Annotated in this window: 11 protein-coding genes; 9 read left to right on the forward strand and 2 right to left on the reverse strand. The window is 50.0% G+C overall.

Annotated elements, in window-relative coordinates:
- The first annotated feature begins 3 nt into the window (after positions 1-3).
- From NYE26_RS07935 to NYE26_RS07970, 8 genes are all read left to right on the forward strand, one after another.
- Complete coding sequence (locus tag NYE26_RS07935; protein WP_036692823.1) at positions 4-573, forward strand: manganese catalase family protein; 570 nt, start codon at positions 4-6, stop codon at positions 571-573.
- Positions 574-737: 164 nt separating this feature from the next.
- Positions 738-1,619 carry an Rpn family recombination-promoting nuclease/putative transposase gene (locus NYE26_RS07940; RefSeq protein ID WP_339257393.1) on the forward strand — a complete coding sequence of 294 codons (882 nt, stop codon included), beginning with the start codon at positions 738-740 and terminating at the stop codon, positions 1,617-1,619.
- 581 nt (positions 1,620-2,200) lie between these two features.
- Positions 2,201-3,385 carry an acetyl-CoA C-acetyltransferase gene (locus NYE26_RS07945; RefSeq protein WP_339255044.1) on the forward strand — a complete coding sequence of 395 codons (1,185 nt, stop codon included), beginning with the start codon at positions 2,201-2,203 and terminating at the stop codon, positions 3,383-3,385.
- A gap of 34 nt (positions 3,386-3,419) precedes the next feature.
- Entirely contained in the window at positions 3,420-4,163 is a 744-nt protein-coding gene (locus tag NYE26_RS07950) for an acetoacetate decarboxylase (RefSeq protein WP_339255045.1), read from the forward strand.
- A 46-nt stretch (positions 4,164-4,209) separates the two neighbouring features.
- Complete coding sequence (locus NYE26_RS07955) at positions 4,210-4,878, forward strand: CoA transferase subunit A (RefSeq protein ID WP_339255046.1); 669 nt, start codon at positions 4,210-4,212, stop codon at positions 4,876-4,878.
- On the forward strand, positions 4,871-5,527 hold the full coding sequence (locus NYE26_RS07960; RefSeq protein ID WP_339255047.1) for a 3-oxoacid CoA-transferase subunit B: 657 nt from the start codon (positions 4,871-4,873) through the stop codon (positions 5,525-5,527). The genes NYE26_RS07955 and NYE26_RS07960 overlap by 8 nt, the downstream gene beginning before the upstream one ends.
- 98 nt (positions 5,528-5,625) lie before the next feature.
- On the forward strand, positions 5,626-9,963 hold the full coding sequence (locus NYE26_RS07965) for an S-layer homology domain-containing protein (RefSeq protein WP_339255048.1): 4,338 nt from the start codon (positions 5,626-5,628) through the stop codon (positions 9,961-9,963).
- 205 nt (positions 9,964-10,168) lie between these two features.
- On the forward strand, positions 10,169-11,122 hold the full coding sequence (locus NYE26_RS07970; protein ID WP_339257395.1) for an Rpn family recombination-promoting nuclease/putative transposase: 954 nt from the start codon (positions 10,169-10,171) through the stop codon (positions 11,120-11,122).
- Positions 11,123-11,206: 84 nt separating this feature from the next.
- On the opposite strand, the gene NYE26_RS07975 is transcribed toward NYE26_RS07970, so the two are convergent.
- On the reverse strand, positions 11,207-11,968 hold the full coding sequence (locus tag NYE26_RS07975; RefSeq protein WP_339255049.1) for an SDR family NAD(P)-dependent oxidoreductase: 762 nt from the start codon (positions 11,966-11,968) through the stop codon (positions 11,207-11,209).
- The gene (locus NYE26_RS07980) at positions 11,965-12,351 is read right to left on the reverse strand and encodes a MerR family transcriptional regulator (protein ID WP_339255050.1); all 387 of its coding nucleotides are present in this window, start codon (positions 12,349-12,351) and stop codon (positions 11,965-11,967) included. Before NYE26_RS07980 ends, NYE26_RS07975 begins: the two co-directional genes overlap by 4 nt.
- 389 nt (positions 12,352-12,740) lie before the next feature.
- Between NYE26_RS07980 and essC the strand changes: the two genes are divergently transcribed.
- The gene (gene essC, locus NYE26_RS07985; RefSeq protein WP_339255051.1) at positions 12,741-16,727 is read left to right on the forward strand and encodes a type VII secretion protein EssC; all 3,987 of its coding nucleotides are present in this window, start codon (positions 12,741-12,743) and stop codon (positions 16,725-16,727) included.
- Positions 16,728-16,789: the final 62 nt, after the last annotated feature.

Consider the following 16,789-nt stretch of genomic DNA (forward strand, 5'->3'; position numbering starts at 1 on the left):
CGAATGTGGATCTATGAGAAAAAGCTGCAATACCCGGTGCGTGTCGGCAAATGTGATGTGCGGATGGCCCGGTATCTGATGGAGCAATACGGCGGTGCGGACGGTGAGCTGGCTGCGGCGCTGCGCTATATGAACCAGCGGTATGCAATACCGGATAAAGTGATAGGGGTGCTGACAGATATTTCAACTGAAGAATTCGCCCACCTCGAAATGATTGCCACCATGATCTACAAGCTGACCAAGGACGCCTCGGTGCAGGAGCTGGAAGCCGCAGGCTTAGGCCCGAACTATGCGCAGCGGGATCACGCGTTGTTCTATAACAACTCTGCCGGTGTTCCGTTCACAGCTGCCTACATCGCTGCGAAGGGAGATCCAATCGCGGATCTGTATGAGGATATCGCCGCCGAGGAGAAGGCCCGGGCTACATACCAGTGGCTGATTGACATGACCGACGATGTGGATCTGCAGGACAGCCTCAAGTTCCTGCGCGAGCGGGAGATCATTCATGCGATCCGGTTCAAGGAATCGGTGCAGATTTTGATTGAGGAGAAGGATAAGAAGCGAGTGTTCTGAGCGCTGATGCATATACAAATAGTTTAAAAAGAAGAGCCGCAGGAGCAACATCTGCGGCTCTTTTTGCATTGAATGCGAACGTGCGTGCTTTTTGTTATATTGAATTCCATTAAAATGGGATATGCTCACAAGAAACAAGCAGGATATAACAGGAGGCGACTAAAATCCCCTTACCGCATGATGAAGCTTTTAAGAAGCTGTTGGAGACGTTCTTTCAGGAGTTTATTGAGTTGTTTTTTCCTGAGCTGGATTCTATGCTGGACTACAGTGAAACCCGGTTTCTGATGCAGGAATTGCTGGTGGATATTGTTGGCGAGGAAGCGCGGGAGCTGGATCTGCTGTTGGAAATCCGCTATAAAGGACTGGACGGTTATATTTTGATTCACCTGGAACCGCAGTCGTATCGGGATTCACGATTCCATGAACGGATGTTTATTTACTTCAGCCGTCTGTTTGAGCGCTACCGCAAAGAGCATAAGCTGATTATTCCGATTGCGATTTTTACTTCAGATGAGATCAGGGAAGAGCAGGATACCTTGGAGATGGTTATCCCTGAGCACCAGATTTTGCGCTTCCAGTTCCTAAAGGTGGAGTTGCGTAAGCAGAACTGGCGAAGATTTATTGATTCGGACAATGCAGTGGCTGCTGCGTTACTAGCCAAGATGGGGTATACTACAAGAGAAGCAAGAGAAGTGCGCCGGGAGTTCCTGCGCATGTTCATGAAGCTGAAGACACGCTTGGATCAAGGGCGGTTGGCGCTGATTATGTCAGTGGCAGATTTATATTTCCAGCCGGACCGGGCCCAGGATGAAGAGATCATAAAAGAATTAATGATACAATACCCGGAGGAGGGTGAAGCGATTATGGAACTCATGCCAGCCTGGAAGCGTTGGGGATATGAAGAAGGTATAGCTGAAGGAATAGAACAAGGCATAGAAAAGGGCCAAGCCGAGATTATCCGTAAGTTACTGCTTCATGGATTTACCCCGGAAGAGGTGTCCAAAGCCGTGGAGTTACCGGTGGACGAGATTAAGAAGCTGGTGTAAGCAGGGCTGCTTCAAATAACGGAACATTATGCTAAGAGAGCTGCAAAAAACGCCTCCAGACCCAAGTAAGGGTCGGAGGCGTTTTAAATATGAACTCTTTTGGTATGTTTTCATGCGTTTTTCTGAAATAACCATTAATAACCAGAATTTCAAAGGATATGATAGCATGACCTCGTTGGGGGAGTGTACAAGGGCCTAGAGCTATTTGTATGTAAAATTATGTATATTTTTGAGTGTTGAGGAAACCGGCGTTTAGGCTTACACTGAATATGTAAATAAATACCAAATATTCAAATGGAGGAAGGCGATCAAGGCGGCTAAGCTAATCAAGCTGACTAAGCTGACTAAGCTGACTAAGCTGACTAAGCTGACTAAGCTGACTAAGCTGACTAAGCTGACTAAGCTGACTAAGCTGACTAAGCTGACTAAGCTGACAAAGCTGACTAAGCTGACTAAGCTGACTAAGCTGATTAAGCTGACTAAGCTAATCAAGCTGATTAAGCCGTAACGCATACTCTCTCATACATCGTGATCATACCCGCACGTAAGTCCACTACAATCAGAAAGGAATGTGAGATTTTGTGAACAGAGTTGCATTGGTAAGTCCCTTACGGACTGCAGTTGGTTCATTTAACAACGGACTTTCGACACTGAGTGCTACAGAATTAGGAGCAAATGTGATGACGGCCTGCCTTCAGCAAAGCCATGTAGAGCCTGCGTTAGTGGAGCAGATCTATCTGGGCAATGTCCTACAGGCGGGCGAGGGCCAGAATCCTGCCAGACAGGCGGCACTGCAAGCCGGTATCCCTATTGAAGTTCCTGCAACAACTATCAACACCGTTTGCGGTTCAGGGCTTCATGCCGTCGCTTTAGCTTACAACTCTATTCGGGCTGAACAAGGGAGTGTCCTCCTGGCCGGAGGGATGGAGAGTATGTCGAATGCCCCTTATGTGCTGAGAAATGCAAGAAACGGCTATAAGCTTGGAAACAGCGAGCTGATAGATACCGTGGTCGCTGACGGGCTGACCTGCCCGATCAATCATTACCATATGGGCATTACAGCCGAGAACATTGCCGAGAAATATCATATTTCGCGACTGGAGCAGGATGAATTTGCTTATGACAGCCAGATCAAGGCAGCCGAAGCTAAGAGAAATAAGGTTTTTGCTGAGCAGATTGTACCCGTGATGACCACCAGCAAAAAGGAAACTGTCTGGTTCACGGAGGACGAGCATGTAAGAGGAGAGGTCAGCAAAGAGAAGCTTGCTCATCTGAAGCCTGCTTTTAAGGAAAACGGGTCGGTGACTGCCGGAAATGCCTCGGGGATCAATGATGGAGCGGCGTCTGTGCTGGTCATGTCGGAAGACAAATGCAAGGAGCATGCAGTAGAGCCTTTAGCCTATATTAAGGGGTATTCACTGGTTGGCGTAGATCCTGCCTACATGGGAATGGGTCCGGTAAGAGCTATTAAGTCGCTGCTTAAGAACCAGGACATCCCTCTAGAAGCTATCGATCTGTTCGAGATTAATGAAGCTTTTGCGGCACAGGCCATAGCGGTATTGCATGAGCTTGAGATTAACCCGGAAAAGGTAAATGTCAACGGCGGCGCGATTGCGATTGGACATCCTGTCGGGGCCAGCGGAGCCAGAGTGTTAGTTACGCTGGTGCATGAAATGGTACGGAGATCGTCGCATTATGGTATAGCCAGCTTGTGCATCGGAACGGGGATGGGCATTGCCATGCTGGTCGAGAACGCACGCTATTAACACAACGCTGACAGAAAGGGAGTCTAAGATCATTATGAATGCAAAAGAGGTTCTTACGCTGCAATCCATGCCTGCGGCCAGTCCGGGCTACGGGCGTCCGCCTTACCGCTTCATTGACCGTGAATTTATGGTCATCACTTATGAATCTGACCCTGCAGCGATCAGACAGGCGGTCCCGGAACCCTTGCAGCCGGATGGAAGTAACACCGTGTCTTATGAATGGATCAAGATGCCCGATTCGTCGGGTCTGGGAAGCTATGAGGAGAGCGGGATTGTGATCCCGTGTACCTTTGAGGGGAAGCCGTGCAATTTCGTGGCCCAGATGTATCTGGATAATGCGCCTGCCATTCTGGGAGGACGGGAGATCTGGGGGTTCCCCAAAAAGTGGGCCTCTCCCCGCCTGACAGTTGCAGGTACAGAGACGCTGACCGGCACGCTGCATTATAACGATGTTCTGGTGGCTGTGGGAACCATGCCTTACAAGCATAACCTGCTGGATACAGAGGACACAGCTAGAGCTATCGCCAAAACTCAAGTGAATCTGAAGCTCATTCCCGATGTGGATGGGACCCCCAAGATTGCGCAGCTGGTTGCCTACACTCTTGAAGATGTTCACGTAAAAGGCGCTTGGACCGGGCCGGCCCGCTTAAGCCTGATCCCCCATGTGAATGCCCCTGTGGCCGATTTGCCGGTGAAGGCGTACCTCGGGGGAAAGCATTTCACTGCTGATCTAACGCTGCCCTACGGCAAAGTCATTCATGACTATATCATCCAGTAGCCTGTAGCCAGCTTTTCTCCAATAATAAACAAGGAGCCTGAAATCTATGATAAACAAATTAATCTCCGCCGAAGACGCCGTGAAGAGGGTGAAGGATGGAGATACCGTGATGGTCGGCGGTTTTCTGGCTGGAGGCCACCCCGAAGAATTGGTGCGTGCGCTTGTCGAGACGCAGTCAGCCGGTCAGCTCTCGCTAATTTCCAATGATACCGGCACCCCGGAATTATCGATCTATAAGCTGGTCAAAAGCGGCCGGGTCAAGCGGATCTATGCCTCCTACATCGGCTCCAACCCGGAAACGGGAAGGCTGCTGATGACCAAAGAAGCGGAGGTGAATCTCTATCCGCAGGGCACGTTAGCTGAGAAAATCCGGGCTGGTGGAGCGGGGCTGGGTGGTGTGTTAACCCCTGTAGGAGTAGGGACGATTGTAGAGGAAGGTAAGAGGAAGCTCGATATTGAAGGGAGGGACTATTTACTCGAGCTGCCTCTCCATGCAGATGTGGCACTAATCCGGGCCCATAAGGCGGACGAGGCGGGGAATCTGGTGATCGACGGTTCTTCCCGGAACTTCAATTTCGTGATGGCGATGGCGGCGGATTATGTAGTAGCTGAGGTAGATGACTATGTGAAGCTCGGGGAGATTGATCCCAATCATGTCAACGTACCGGGAATCTTGATTGATGCCATTGTAAAGGTGGGGAATACGCATGAATAAGCGGGAATTCATTGTGAGAAGAATCGCCCAGGAGTTCAAGGACGGCGATGTGGTGAATCTGGGGATCGGTATGCCGACCCTGGCGGTAGACTATATTCCTGATCATGTTCAGATTATGCTACAGGCGGAGAACGGAATACTTGGAGTCGGCCCCAAAGCGGCGAAGTCAGAAGAAAACATCGATTGTATAGATTCTGGCGGCAGCTTCGTGACCACGATGGCCGGAGCCTGCTATTTTGACAGCGCGGTCTCCTTCTCGATCATCCGTGGCGGGCATGTGGACATCACTGTGCTGGGCGCGCTTGAAGTCGATGAGCAGGGCAATCTGGCAAGCTGGATGATTCCGGGGAAAAAAGTACCGGGCATGGGCGGAGCTATGGATCTGGTAGTCGGGGCTAAACGGGTCATTATCGCCATGGATCATGTGAGCAAGGACGGGCAGCCGAAAATAGTGAAAGACTGCAAGCTCCCCCTGACGGCGGTACATGTCGTAAACACGATTGTCACTGAAATGGCGGTCATTGAGGTGATCCCGGGCCAGGGGCTGATGCTGATGGAAATTGCACCGGGTCTGACGGTGGAAGACGTTCAGAAGGCTACAGGGGCCGAGCTATGGATCTCCCCGGACCTTAAGGCGATTGCTGTCTAATACAATAAAATTTAATATGCTTACATTGCGATGATTCTACGAACATATTACGCCGTTATGCTGTCTACTAGAACAGACAACAAGGAGCGTGAAAGTTCGTGAGTAATCATCCATTTGTAAAGAGAGTCTTGAGCGGAATTCTGGCAGTAACAGTTCTGCTTCCGCTCATGCCACCCTCTCTATCCCAATCACCCACCGTCTATGGAGAGGCAGGGGAACCTAGCGGGGTCGTGAAGGTAGAGGATTTTGAACAGGTGAGCTTAACGGACCTAACCTTTGACAGTGCCCGTATTCATAGCGGCAGTCTGGCGCTGGAGACGAATCCGAAATACGTACATAGCGGAGCGAAGTCCCTGCGGATTGATTATGACTTCATTGGCATAACCGATAACCCCTCTCAGGTTGCCGTGGGTCCCGCGACTCAGCTGCCGCTCTCTAACCGAACGCCTAAGAGAATCGGGATGTGGGTATACGCCAATCAGGAAGGTCATGGCCTCACCTCCAAGTTCTACGTGTCTTCCACCGGCAAATCCAAAACGTATGAAATCAGGAGTGAAGAGACCGGGATCGACTGGAGCGGCTGGAAGTATGTTGAGGCGGATATAGGTTCAGACCTGACCATGCCGGGTACACTGGCCTTCTACTTCCAGATGAAAGAAAGACAAATGAGCAAAAAGAATAAAGGCTCGATCTGGATTGATGACGTCAGGCTGATCTATGATGAGCCGGTTAATGAAGATATGGATGTGCCTGTGTTAAGTCCAGCGGCACCGGCTCCTAATCAAACCTTGAGCGCTCCTGTCTCTGACATTATTCTGTCAGCAGAGGATACCAAGTCGGGCATTGACCCGGATTCCATCCGGTTAACGGTGGATGGTCAGCCTGCGGCACCGTCAACTTATGTCTATGATCTGAATCATAAGCAGATTACCTATCACCCGGAGCTTCCGCTGGCCGGAGGTTATCATCAAGTGCTGGCAGAAGTCAAGGATATGGCCGGCAATCCGGCAGCAGCAGAATATGCTTTTCAGATTGAGCATGGGGCCAGATTTACCTTGGAAGCCCCGGAAGAGGCTGTCAGTAATGAGACCTACCGGCTGAAGCTGAAGGCGACGGACGTAGGCGAGGCTAAGAGCTTCCATGCCAGAATCAAGTTCGATCCAGAGACATTGCAGGCCAATGTGATTACTGCACGCTCCGGCCTCAGCCATGTGCAGACAGTCCTCGATAATACAGGCGGCTATGTTGAAGTCAGTGCCGAGGGATTGCAAGGGGATCAGGCGGATGCGCTGGCAAGTATTGATTTTGAGGTGAACCGGTCTGCGAAAATGGAACGCGGCGAGACGGCTAAGCAGATGGCTATGGTGGAAGGCAGTTTCGGGTATGAAAGCGGGACGCCAGTTCCTTCCTTAGCCTCCCCGCTTAGGTATAAGATCGGGTTTCCTTACAAGCTCAGCATCAAGGGATCAGCGCTGCACACTCAGAGTATCATCACGGTTACCTCCCGCGCAGGAGCGTCGGTGGAAGGAGCCGGGATTGATTTTACCGATACCAGCGGTCCTCAGACTTATGTGCGTGTAACCGCCGATGGGTCCAAAGTGTATGCCAAAGCCGATCCATCGTCCGCAGTGTTGCTTGCTGTAGAGAAAGACGCGCGGATGTTCGCCACAACAGGCAGTGCCTCCGGATTCATCAAGGTGTATTTGCCGGATGGCAGCAAGGCAGGGTACATCTCATCCGCAGATGTGGAGCAGAGTGATCTTACCGCAGGAATAGGCTTGACGGATGCCAAGGGAGAGATCTATACGTCCCTGACTAACCTTGCCATTGGTACTTGGAGCGTTCAGGCTGTCAAGGATGGCGGGACCAGCGAGAGTATCAGTATGAATGTTGTAGCTCCGTTTGGCGGGGCAGATCCGCAATATGTGCAGACCTTTGTAACCGAAGATATGAAGACGATGATGAGCGTAGGGTGGCAGAGCGCGCCAAGTGTTCAAGAAGCTTACATCCAGTACATGAAAGATAGTGATTGGGTGGATAGTGATCTGACGAATGCTCCGGCAAAAGCAGCCACGCAGCGCGCACTCTCCGAGGTGGAGGTCATTCCTGAGGTTGCAGGCGGACCTATGGGCGAAATCAAGCTTCATAATGCATTAGTCACGGGTCTTGAGCCAGGTACGGGCTATCATTACAGAGTTGGCTACGAAGGCCATTGGAGCGATTGGTCCAATTATAAGACGGTGGAGGCTGCGCCGGACAAGCCTGTTTCCTTTGTATTTGTAACCGATTCGCATACCAAAGGGGACAATGGGCTGGAGACCTATCAGCAATTGATCCAGAATGCGTTCACGAATTATCCCGATACCCAGTTCGTTATGCATGGCGGTGATATGGTCGATGATGGGGCGGTTTTGAATGAATGGAACCAGTTCTGGCAAGCCTCGTCGATCTATACCTCCTCTGTTCCTTCAGCGTATGCCATGGGGAATCATGATGTCAAAGGGGGAGGAAAGTACATTTTCGCCAAAGCCTTGGGGCTTCCTGTTAACGGACCTGAGCTCCAGAAGGAGTATGCCTATTCGTTCGACTCAGGAGAGGTGCATTTCGTGGTGCTGAACTCTGAAGCAGACGAAGCAACAATGGGTAAGCAAGCGGAGTGGCTGCGGGAGGATATTCTAACCAGTGATAAAAAATGGAAGATTGTCATGTTCCACAAACCTGCCTATCATACCGAAGATGGACGCGGCAATCTGATTGAATACACACAGACTTATTTTGCCCCTATTCTCGAAGAATTGAAGGTCGATCTGGTGCTGGAAGGCCATGACCATGTATATGCACGTACCTATCCGATGAGCAAAGGCAAGCCGCTGCTGAACGGAGAGCAAGGAACAGTCTATCTGGACGGCGGAGCTTCTGGCTGGAAGTTCTACGATGGAAGCAAATACGAGTATCTTGATTTCATGTTTGACGAGGATGTTCCCGTCTATTCTGCCATTCAGGTAAGCCATGATAAGATCATCATTCAAGCCCGCACTACGCAGAGCGCAGAATTAATTGACAACTATACGATTGTGAAAAAGGATGAGCGGACAGTGACTTCCGTGGCCGTAGCCCCGGCCGAATTGAAGCTGAATGTCGGCGACACGCACGCGACGGTGCTTACGGCTACCTATAGCGATAACTCCACTGCCGATGTCACGAATCAAGCGGTCTGGACATCTTCTAATGAGCGGGCAGCTACAGTAGACGCCCAGGGTATCATTCATGCCGTTGAAGTGGGAGAAGCTACCATCCAGGCGAATTACGGTAACATGCCGCCGGTGAAGCTATCGGTAACGGTTCAGGCAGAAGGTACGGTGCCTAAACTGCTGAAGCTGACCGCCGAGCCTGGCACACACACCTTACAGGTGAACAAGCAAGCAGCTTCCGTGATTACAGCGGTATATGACAATGGAGCAAATATAGTGGTTACGGATCAGGTTCGTTGGACAACTTCAGATCCTGCGGTCGCCTCGGTATCGGACAAGGGGATCATTACGGGTATTGCAGCGGGGGACGGGGTAACAATTACTGCTTCCTTCGGCGGCTTAACCATTGCGATTCCCATCGTGGTTGAGGGCGGAAAGGTACCGGTGGCAACGCCGACACCAACGCCGACACCAACGCCAACGCCAACGCCACAATCGGGAGGAACACCGGCAGCAACGCCAGCACCAAAGCCGGCGGTAACACCGACAGCAACAGCAACACCAGCACCAACAGCAACGACGACACCGGCACCAACACCGGCTATAACTGCCGGTCCCGCAAAGCCAACGGTAACCAGGCCTGTCCTGAAAGATACCTTGGACTTAGATACGCTTAAATCTATCGTTGCAAAAGGCCGGACGGCTGCAGTTGTCAAGTTCCAGGATGTACCTGCCGTTCTGTGGAGTGCATCATTCATTGATCGTGCAGCCCGGATGGGGATGATAACGGGTTACGCGGATGGTTCATTCCATCCTGAAGCCAAAGTATCACGCGCTGAGTTTGCTGTAATGCTCACAAAAGCTTTTGGCCTCACGGGGGCGCAGGGGACCGGATTCTCCGATACGGAGGGACATTGGGCTTCGAAGGCACTTGCGGCGCTTCAACAGCATGGAGTTATTCAGGGCTACGCCGATGGTTCCTTCCACCCCAAGCAGGAGATCACCCGCGCGGAAGCTGTGACTATGCTAGCGCGTCTTACAAGCTATGTTCCCGGCACACCGGCACCATTCTCCGACCTCCCGGCAAGCTGGGCGGCAGAGCCAATTAATGCCTTCGCTAATGCAGGAATTGTCTCAGGGAAAGGCAATGGCGCCTTCAAACCAAAGGATTCTGCTTCCCGCGCGGAAGCCGTAGTGATGATCGTCCGGCTCATGGATAAGCTTGTTGAAGCGGGTGAGGAGTAGGATAAGTAGACAAAGCTAAAGCTTCTGAGCAGACAAGGGCAGCCCCATTTAATCGGGGCTGCTCTTTTTTTAGCAAGGTAAAGCGGAGGGTAAGATAGTTTTCTACGATCGAAATGAGAACACATGTGCTTTTTGTTATATTATATTCCACTAAAATGGAATATACTCACAAGAAACAAGCAGGATATAACAGGAGGCGACTAAAATACCCTTACCGCATGATGAGGCTTTTAAGAAGCTGCTGGAGACGTTTTTTCAGGAATTTATTGAGTTGTTTTTTCCTGAGCTTGATTCGATGCTGGATTATAGTGAGACCCGGTTTCTGATGCAGGAATTGCTGGTGGATATTGTTGGCGAGGAAGCGCGGGAGCTGGATCTGCTGCTGGAAATCCGCTACAAAGGACTGGACGGTTATATTCTCATTCACCTGGAGCCGCAGTCGTATCGGGATTCACGGTTTCATGAACGAATGTTTATTTACTTCAGCCGTCTGTTTGAACGTTACCGCAAAGAACATAAGCTGATTATTCCGATTGCCATCTTCACTTCAGATGAGATCAGGGAGGAGCAGGACACCTTGGAGATGGTTATTCCTGAGCATCAGATCCTGCGCTTTCAGTTTCTCAAGGTAGAATTGCGTAAGCAAAACTGGCGAAGATTTATTGATTCAGACAATGCAGTAGCTGCTGCGTTACTAGCTAAGATGGGGTATACTACAAGAGAAGCAAGAGATGTGCGCCGGGAGTTCCTGCGCATGTTCATGAAGCTGAAGACACGGCTCGATCAAGGACGGCTGGCGCTTGTGATGTCAGTGGCGGATTTATATTTTCAGCCGGACCGGGTCCAGGATGAAGAGATTATAAAAGAATTGATGATACAATACCCGGAGGAGGGTGAAGCGATTATGGAACTCATGCCAGCCTGGAAGCGTTGGGGATATGAAGAAGGTATAGCTGAAGGCATAGAAAAAGGCATAGAACAAGGCATAGAACGAGGAATTGAAAGAGGAATTGAAAGAGGAATTGAACAGGGAATCGAACAAGGAGTAGAAAAAGGCCAGGCGGAGATTATCCGCAAGTTACTGCTTCACGGATTCACTCCGGAAGAGGTCTCCAAAGCGGTGGAGTTACCGGTAGAGAAGATTAAGAAGCTGATGTAAGCGGAGTTCTATCATATTATGCTCACGCCCAAAGAGACCGTCTACCCTAAGACGGTCTCTTTAGTGCGTTTTGATTCAAATCTTTTATTCAATGTAGCCTTTCGTCGCCTCATACATCTGGGCTGCATATTGGTCAATCTGGTCCCGTGACATGCGCAGACGGTCCACAGAGGTGCCGTATCCGATCTCCTGGAGTCCTTCAGCGAATCCCTGAAAAATTCCATCCGTGAACGCATCTAACGGCTCGCCATGTACATGCAGCCCTGATCCGCCGAGATCGGTATTTACGGCCGGCGGGGCCACCTCGATGACCTCAACGCGGGTCCCGGAGAGCTGGAGTCTCAGACTCATGGTGAACGAATGAAGGGCCGCCTTCGTTGCTGAATAGATCGGTGCGATGGCAAACGGAGTAAAGGCCAGACCTGAGGTCACGTTAATGATGGTTGCAGCCTCCTGGCTTGCGAAGAATGGAGCAAACAGCATAGCCAGATGAAGAGGGGCTTCAAGGTTGGTGGTAATTTCCTGATTGAAATCAGCCCAATGATTCCTAACATCCGCTGTCTGTATATTGAAGCGCTGCTGAATCCCGGCATTGTTCACCAGGACATTGACTTGCGGATAGCTTGATGTTACCCAGTCTAAGAGAGCAAGGCGTTCTGACTCTACCATTAAATCGCACGAGCGGGTAATCAGGCCGGGGACTTTGTCCTTAGCCGACTGTAGCACTTGCTCACGCCGTCCGGTAATGATGACTGTGTTCCCCATTTGGATGAACCGTTCCGCCATAGCCAGTCCGATGCCGGAGCCTCCGCCTGTAATCAGAAGAGTGTTTCCTGAGAGCTTCATGATAAAACCTCTTTCCCGTTAGTCTCTAAATAATTCGTATAACGTTCTATTTTCTTCTCAATTCCCTGCAAGGATTCGGTCATGAGCGCGATTTGTGCCAATACAGCCTGCTTATGTTCTTGAAACATGGCAAGCCGCAATGCAATCGTGCTGTCCCCCTCCGCCATCCAGTCTACATATTGCCTGATCTGGCTTATGGGCATCTGTGTGTTTTTCAGATAGAGGATGATCTTAAGGAAAACGAGGTAATCCTCCGTGAAAATCCGCCTGCCGGCTTCATCCCGCTCCATCCGGGGCAGTAACCCCTGCTTCTCATAATAACGTATGGTAGATTCCGGAATCCCTAACCGCGTTGCCGCTTCGCCAATGGAATAATAGTTCATCTGGAGGCCTCCAATTGATTGTTTAGGTGTCGACAGTTATAGGATACGACTTAAACCAAGGTTTAAGTCAAGACACTTTTTAGATTGAAGTATAGATGAAACGTAAATCCGACAAAATCCTTATATCTAAATTCGTTTCGACAAAAAAATATGACTAAGGAACTATAACTTTCTCCTCTGTTAACTTTAACAGAGTAAAGATAAGAAACGCCCATAAGGGATCAATGAACTATTTTAGCAGAAAATGTTATGTAAAATATAAACTATTCACTTGCTGATCCGATAAAAAATAAAGCCCGTCCCAATTTAATGAAAATATACAATAATTGTTTAAAAATTAAATTATCTGCTTTGTAATCCAAAATTCCTATCCAGTGGTGATGAAAAGAATGAACATTCAAGAAATGACAACCAATCAGGTACAAAGAACCCCCCGGATTAAACCAAACTACCCGGTGGGCGTGCTGGAGCTGGAAGATCCCGCCAGGCCTTCGGAGAAACCGTCCTTCTCTTGGTTAACGATTATCGTTCCGCCGCTAGGAATGCTGATCATATCCATATTTATGTCAACCCTGACCAGGTCCTATATTATGCTTGTCTCCACGATGGGTATGACGGCGCTCACGGTGATAGTCTCGGTCATGAATTATAGAGCCAGTGTGAACAAGCATCAGGAGCACAACAAAAAGTTAGAAAAGAAATATCTCAACTACTTATTCCAGGTTCGCAATGATCTGCAAGGAGCTGCCAGTACGCAGCGTGAGGCCCATACATATATTCATCCAAGTATTCAAAGCTGTACAGAAATTGCCCGTAGCCGGAGTAAACAGCTCTGGGAGAGAACAGCTATTGAGGACGATTTTTTACATATACGGATTGGGGTCGGGGTTCAGCCGATCTCTCTCGTACCTACATACACCCCGACCACCAAGGCTATCGATGATGAGAATCCGCTTGAAGAGATCGCCAGTAAGATCTGCGAGGAGATGTATTACGTAAAAGATATCCCGGTCTATATTCCTCTAAGCAGTATCAGCACGCTCGGGTTATACGGTAAGCGGCCTGAGGTCCGCAATTTCCTGAATGCTGCAATCGTTCATCTCACCACACACCACGGATACGATGATGTAAGGATCGTGTGTGTCATGCAGCCGGAAGATCTGGAGCACTGGGAGTGGCTGAAATGGCTGCCGCATACCTGGAATAAGGACCGGAGTCAAAGAACTCTGGCCACGACAGCCTACGAGGCTGCTGCGATTGCCGATGAACTGCTTGCGGATCTCAGGAAGAGAGAAGAGGGTAACAAAGGAAGCTACGGCTTGCAGAATTTGCAGACCCCGCACTATGTTTTTTTGGTTTTTGCTCCTGAACTGTGGGACAGTACGGAAATGATGAAATACCTGCTCTCAGGTGATTCGAAGCTTGGAATGACAAGTATTTTTGTATCGGAGAAAATCGACGTTGCTTTGCCGCTGAATTGCCAGGTCATTCTGGAGATGAAGGATGGTCAAGGACTTGTCCGCAAGGATACTCATGATCTGCTGGGTCATTTGGCTGATTTTTTCACTACAGATTCAATGTATAACACTCAAGCAGAGTTTTTCGCCCGTTCTTTGGCACCGCTCCGTATTAAGGCCGGACAGAATAACAGCTACATTCCGCCGATGGTTACTTTTCTGGAGAGCTTTGAGGCCCAGCAGGTCGAGGAGCTGAAGGTACTGGAACGCTGGTCCCGAAACCAGGCCAACCGTACGCTGTCCACTCCCCTTGGGCTGGGTGCAGGCGGAAAGTCTCTTGTCTTCGATATGCATGAGACTAGCTACGGTCCCCATGGACTGGTAGCGGGTACAACCGGATCAGGGAAAAGTGAGTTGCTTCAATCTCTGCTGCTTGGTCTGGCGGTGAATTATCATCCGCATGAAATTGCGTTTGTGCTGATTGACTATAAGGGTGGCGGGATGGCCAATGCCTTCACGGGACTTCCGCATCTGGTGGGAACGATCACCAACCTGGGCGGCAATCAGATTAACCGGGCGCTGGCCTCCATCAAAAGCGAGCTGATGCGGAGGCAAAGACTCTTCAGTGAAGCTGGTGTGACCAGTATTGACAGCTATATTGTTCTTTACCGTAATAAGGAGGTACGCCTGCCTCTGCCGCACTTGATTATCGTAGTCGATGAGTTTGCAGAGCTGAAATCGGATCAGCCGGAGTTCATGAAGGAGCTGGTCAGTGCGGCGCGGGTCGGAAGAAGCTTGGGCATTCATTTAATACTGGCAACTCAGAAGCCATCCGGAGTGGTGGACGATCAAATCTGGAGTAACTCCAGATTCAAGCTGTGCCTGAAGGTGCAGACTCCCTCTGACAGTAATGAGATGCTGAAACGTCCGGAGGCTGCCGAGATCAAAGAAAAGGGCCGCGGCTATCTGCAGGTGGGCAATAATGAGCTGTTCACCTTGTTCCAGTCTTCCTGGAGCGGGGCGCCTTACCATTCAGGTGAAGCTGAAGATGAGGGGATGCCCAAGCTGGACATCGTTTCATTAAGCGGGGAGCGCAGAGCGCTGCTTCCGAAGCAGCAACAGGGTGATAATGCCTTGGCGTTAAGTGAACTGCAGGCTGTAGTTCAACACATTGCCGATATTTCAGCAAAGGAATCCATTGGAGAGGCCTTCCAGCTGTGGCTTCCTCCGCTTCCGGAGACTTTGGCGCTGTCGGAGGTGCTTGATCAGGAACGGATATGGAATGGGCAGCAGTGGCAGGAGCCAAGGGATCAACTGGTGGCAAGCGTTGGGCGGGTAGACAATCCTTCAGATCAGGAGCAGTACAATCTGGAGATTAATTTTAATGTAAATGGACATTTGCTGGTCTATGGAGCGCCAAGCAGCGGGAAGACCACTCTACTGAAGACAATGATCATGTCGCTTGCCATGAAATATGATCCGGGATATGTGAATTTTTATATTCTCGATTTCGGTACAAGAACTTTAGGCGTCTATCATGAGCTTCCGCATTTGGGGGATGTCATTTATCCGGAGGATGAACAAAAGCTCGGGAAGCTGATTAGCTGGCTGCTCGCCCAACTAAATGAGCGTAAACGTAAATTTTCTCAGCTTGGCATCAGCAATCTGGTCTCTTACTGTAACGCAACTGGAGAAAAAGTCCCTTATATCGTTATTATGCTGGATAATTTCACAGGCTTCGCAGAGGCGTACGACGACTATGTTATGGATCTGGCTAAGCTTGTGCGCGAAGGGGGAGGCTACGGAATTTACTTTGTGTTTACGGCCAATACAGTCAGCTCCTATCCTTACCGGATTAGCCAGAATATTAAGCAGTCGCTAGTATTTCAAATGTCTGACAGGCTGGATTACTCCAGCGTTCTGGGCAGGACAGATGGAATGGAACCGACCAATACAGTGGGCCGTGGCTTGCTAAAAGAAAACGGGATTCTGGAATTCCATATTGCGCAGCCGGCCGAAGGCAGCTCGGATGATCAAATCGCGGCCTCCATACGCCGGATCAGCTCAGAGATGAGAGCGGTAGCAGGAGACACTAGTCCTGCTCAGATTTCTGTAATACCGGATAAGCTTTCACTTGCAGAGCTTCTGGAGCGTGCAGTCAAGAACCGGCCGGAAGGAACCGGGGGAACGCTGGTGCCGCTTGGATTGGAACAGGCCACGACACTGCCGGTAGAACTCAATCTGAAGGAAATCAGCAGCTTTGTAGTCTCTTATACCGGGCAGCAGGATGTGGAGCTAACGTTTACTTCGATCCTGAAGGCGTTTGAAGCCTCGGCGGATTCCATAACCAAGGAGCTGTATGTATTCGACAGCAACACTTTTAAGCGGGCAGAATTGAAATCCGTTTCCGCTCTTACGGTTATGGATACAGCAGAAGAGTTTCTGCAGCTCACTCATACCTTCATAGAGCAATTGCAGCTTAGAAAAAATGATGCCCGTCAAGCTTTGGCTGACAGCTCCGCACCTGGGGAATTTGATGAAACGGATTATATTTTGTCCAAGTATCCGCTTCTTGTCTTGGTAATGCCGCATTTCAAGTCGGCCTTTGACCGGATGGAGAATGATTCACTGGATCACCTGGAGCGGATTGCCCGCTTTGGCGGCGGACTTGGCGTGCTGCTGATGGTGGGCAGTGACGTGCATGAGCTTAATCAGCTGCAGCTTATCACGAACCTGGCCGGTGAGATGATTAATAGCGGCAACGCGCTGCTGACCGGCGGAAGGTTGAACGATCATATGGCTTACGCTCATTTACTGGAGAGCATGGAGTATAACGAGCTTAATCAAATAATGGAGCCAGCTGAGGCTATGCTGCTTATTGCAGGCTCCAGGAAGCAAATTAGAATGGCAACAGAATGATAGATGGCAGGTGAATGAAGCGATGGAACCGGCACGTGAGAATTTTGAATTACAGGCTCTCG

The sequence above is a fragment of the Paenibacillus sp. FSL P2-0136 genome (assembly GCF_037975325.1).
GTDB classification, from domain to species: Bacteria; Bacillota; Bacilli; order Paenibacillales; family Paenibacillaceae; genus Paenibacillus_AQ; species Paenibacillus_AQ silagei.

What these genes read in the sequence shown, in the direction of transcription:
- NYE26_RS07935 (WP_036692823.1), top strand. Translation starts at nt 4, where the DNA reads ATGTGGATCTATGAGAAAAAGCTGCAATACCCGGTGCGTGTCGGCAAA.
- NYE26_RS07950 (WP_339255045.1), top strand. Translation starts at nt 3,420, where the DNA reads ATGAATGCAAAAGAGGTTCTTACGCTGCAATCCATGCCTGCGGCCAGT.
- NYE26_RS07955 (WP_339255046.1), top strand. Translation starts at nt 4,210, where the DNA reads ATGATAAACAAATTAATCTCCGCCGAAGACGCCGTGAAGAGGGTGAAG.
- NYE26_RS07960 (WP_339255047.1), top strand. Translation starts at nt 4,871, where the DNA reads ATGAATAAGCGGGAATTCATTGTGAGAAGAATCGCCCAGGAGTTCAAG.
- NYE26_RS07975 (WP_339255049.1), bottom strand. Translation starts at nt 11,968, where the DNA reads ATGAAGCTCTCAGGAAACACTCTTCTGATTACAGGCGGAGGCTCCGGC.
- NYE26_RS07980 (WP_339255050.1), bottom strand. Translation starts at nt 12,351, where the DNA reads ATGAACTATTATTCCATTGGCGAAGCGGCAACGCGGTTAGGGATTCCG.
- essC (WP_339255051.1), top strand. Translation starts at nt 12,741, where the DNA reads ATGAACATTCAAGAAATGACAACCAATCAGGTACAAAGAACCCCCCGG.